The organism is Pseudomonas fluorescens (genome assembly GCF_902497875.1).
GTDB lineage: Bacteria > Pseudomonadota > Gammaproteobacteria > Pseudomonadales > Pseudomonadaceae > Aquipseudomonas > Aquipseudomonas fluorescens_BR.
Genome location: NZ_CABVHY010000074.1, coordinates 1 through 3,414, shown reverse-complemented (window position 1 = coordinate 3,414; position 3,414 = coordinate 1). Strand labels below are relative to the sequence as shown.

The window sequence follows — 3,414 nt, the reverse complement described above, 5'->3', positions numbered from 1 at the left end:
CACGACGTTCTAAACCCAGCTCGCGTACCACTTTAAATGGCGAACAGCCATACCCTTGGGACCGGCTTCAGCCCCAGGATGTGATGAGCCGACATCGAGGTGCCAAACACCGCCGTCGATATGAACTCTTGGGCGGTATCAGCCTGTTATCCCCGGAGTACCTTTTATCCGTTGAGCGATGGCCCTTCCATACAGAACCACCGGATCACTAAGACCTACTTTCGTACCTGCTCGACGTGTCTGTCTCGCAGTCAAGCGCGCTTTTGCCTTTATACTCTACGACCGATTTCCGACCGGTCTGAGCGCACCTTCGTACTCCTCCGTTACTCTTTAGGAGGAGACCGCCCCAGTCAAACTACCCACCATACACTGTCCTCGATCCGGATAACGGACCTGAGTTAGAACCTCAAAGTTGCCAGGGTGGTATTTCAAGGTTGGCTCCACGCGAACTGGCGTCCACGCTTCAAAGCCTCCCACCTATCCTACACAAGCAAATTCAAAGTCCAGTGCAAAGCTATAGTAAAGGTTCACGGGGTCTTTCCGTCTAGCCGCGGATACACTGCATCTTCACAGCGATTTCAATTTCACTGAGTCTCGGGTGGAGACAGCGCCGCCATCGTTACGCCATTCGTGCAGGTCGGAACTTACCCGACAAGGAATTTCGCTACCTTAGGACCGTTATAGTTACGGCCGCCGTTTACCGGGGCTTCGATCAAGAGCTTCGCGTTAGCTAACCCCATCAATTAACCTTCCGGCACCGGGCAGGCGTCACACCCTATACGTCCACTTTCGTGTTTGCAGAGTGCTGTGTTTTTAATAAACAGTCGCAGCGGCCTGGTATCTTCGACCGGCATGGGCTTACGCAGTAAATGCTTCACCCTCACCGGCGCACCTTCTCCCGAAGTTACGGTGCCATTTTGCCTAGTTCCTTCACCCGAGTTCTCTCAAGCGCCTTGGTATTCTCTACCCAACCACCTGTGTCGGTTTGGGGTACGGTTCCTGGTTACCTGAAGCTTAGAAGCTTTTCTTGGAAGCATGGCATCAACCACTTCGTGTTCTAAAAGAACACTCGTCATCAGCTCTCGGCCTTAAGATCCCGGATTTACCTAAGATCTCAGCCTACCACCTTAAACTTGGACAACCAACGCCAAGCTGGCCTAGCCTTCTCCGTCCCTCCATCGCAATAACCAGAAGTACAGGAATATTAACCTGTTTTCCATCGACTACGCTTTTCAGCCTCGCCTTAGGGACCGACTAACCCTGCGTCGATTAACGTTGCGCAGGAAACCTTGGTCTTTCGGCGTGGGTGTTTTTCACACCCATTATCGTTACTCATGTCAGCATTCGCACTTCTGATACCTCCAGCAAGCTTCTCAACTCACCTTCACAGGCTTACAGAACGCTCCTCTACCGCATCACCTAAGTGATACCCGTAGCTTCGGTGTATGGTTTGAGCCCCGTTAAATCTTCCGCGCAGGCCGACTCGACTAGTGAGCTATTACGCTTTCTTTAAAGGGTGGCTGCTTCTAAGCCAACCTCCTAGCTGTCTAAGCCTTCCCACATCGTTTCCCACTTAACCATAACTTTGGGACCTTAGCTGACGGTCTGGGTTGTTTCCCTTTTCACGACGGACGTTAGCACCCGCCGTGTGTCTCCCATGCTCGGCACTTGTAGGTATTCGGAGTTTGCATCGGTTTGGTAAGTCGGGATGACCCCCTAGCCGAAACAGTGCTCTACCCCCTACAGTGATACATGAGGCGCTACCTAAATAGCTTTCGAGGAGAACCAGCTATCTCCGAGCTTGATTAGCCTTTCACTCCGATCCACAGGTCATCCGCTAACTTTTCAACGGTAGTCGGTTCGGTCCTCCAGTTAGTGTTACCCAACCTTCAACCTGCCCATGGATAGATCGCCCGGTTTCGGGTCTATTCCCAGCGACTAGACGCCCTATTAAGACTCGCTTTCGCTACGCCTCCCCTATTCGGTTAAGCTCGCCACTGAAAATAAGTCGCTGACCCATTATACAAAAGGTACGCAGTCACCCAACAAAGTGGGCTCCCACTGCTTGTACGCATACGGTTTCAGGATCTATTTCACTCCCCTCTCCGGGGTTCTTTTCGCCTTTCCCTCACGGTACTAGTTCACTATCGGTCAGTCAGTAGTATTTAGCCTTGGAGGATGGTCCCCCCATATTCAGACAAGGTTTCTCGTGCCCCGTCCTACTCGATTTCATGACTAAGAGATTTTCGCGTACAGGGCTATCACCCACTATGGCCGCACTTTCCAGAGCGTTCCGCTAATCTCAAAGCCACTTAAGGGCTAGTCCCCGTTCGCTCGCCACTACTAAGGGAATCTCGGTTGATTTCTTTTCCTCAGGGTACTTAGATGTTTCAGTTCCCCTGGTTCGCTTCTTACGCCTATGTATTCAGCGTAAGATACCTAACTTATGTTAGGTGGGTTCCCCCATTCAGACATCTCCGGATCAAAGTCTGTTTGCCGACTCCCCGAAGCTTTTCGCAGGCTACCACGTCTTTCATCGCCTCTGACTGCCAAGGCATCCACCGTATGCGCTTCTTCACTTGACCATATAACCCCAAGCAATCTGGTTATACTGTGAAGACGACATTCGCCGAAAATTCGCAATTACTCACAAATTTTACCTTAGCCTGTAACAACACCAGTGAAAGTGTTGTCCAGTCTATCTTTCTATCACATACCCAAATTTTTAAAGAACGATCTAATCAAAGACTAGAAATCAACATTTAGCCTTCATTCGAAGGAAATGCTCATTTCTAAGCTTTACGTGTCAGAAGCAGTAAGTGGTGGAGCCAAACGGGATCGAACCGTTGACCTCCTGCGTGCAAGGCAGGCGCTCTCCCAGCTGAGCTATGGCCCCGTATTTCTACAGGCGTTTCCCACACAAAATTGGTGGGTCTGGGCAGATTCGAACTGCCGACCTCACCCTTATCAGGGGTGCGCTCTAACCAACTGAGCTACAGACCCAATTTCGGGCTGCTTCTTTATCGTCTTCTTCAATGAATCAAGCAATTCGTGTGGGAACTTATGGAGCAGCTGATGTCGTCGATTAAGGAGGTGATCCAGCCGCAGGTTCCCCTACGGCTACCTTGTTACGACTTCACCCCAGTCATGAATCACACCGTGGTAACCGTCCTCCCGAAGGTTAGACTAGCTACTTCTGGTGCAACCCACTCCCATGGTGTGACGGGCGGTGTGTACAAGGCCCGGGAACGTATTCACCGCGACATTCTGATTCGCGATTACTAGCGATTCCGACTTCACGCAGTCGAGTTGCAGACTGCGATCCGGACTACGATCGGTTTTCTGGGATTAGCTCCACCTCGCGGCTTGGCAACCCTCTGTACCGACCATTGTAGCACGTGTGTAGCCCAGGCC

At 51.3% G+C, this 3,414-nt stretch carries 2 tRNA genes and 2 rRNA genes; all 4 read right to left on the bottom strand.

What is annotated here, in order from left to right:
- Window positions 1-2,585: ribosomal RNA gene (locus F8N85_RS33470) — 23S ribosomal RNA — on the bottom strand; the annotation flags it as partial.
- Window positions 2,586-2,820: 235 nt separating this feature from the next.
- Window positions 2,821-2,896, bottom strand: a tRNA-Ala gene (locus F8N85_RS33465).
- 30 nt (window positions 2,897-2,926) lie between these two features.
- A tRNA-Ile gene (locus tag F8N85_RS33460) sits at window positions 2,927-3,003 on the bottom strand.
- Between the two features lie 83 nt (window positions 3,004-3,086).
- Window positions 3,087-3,414: ribosomal RNA gene (locus F8N85_RS33455) — 16S ribosomal RNA — on the bottom strand; the annotation flags it as partial.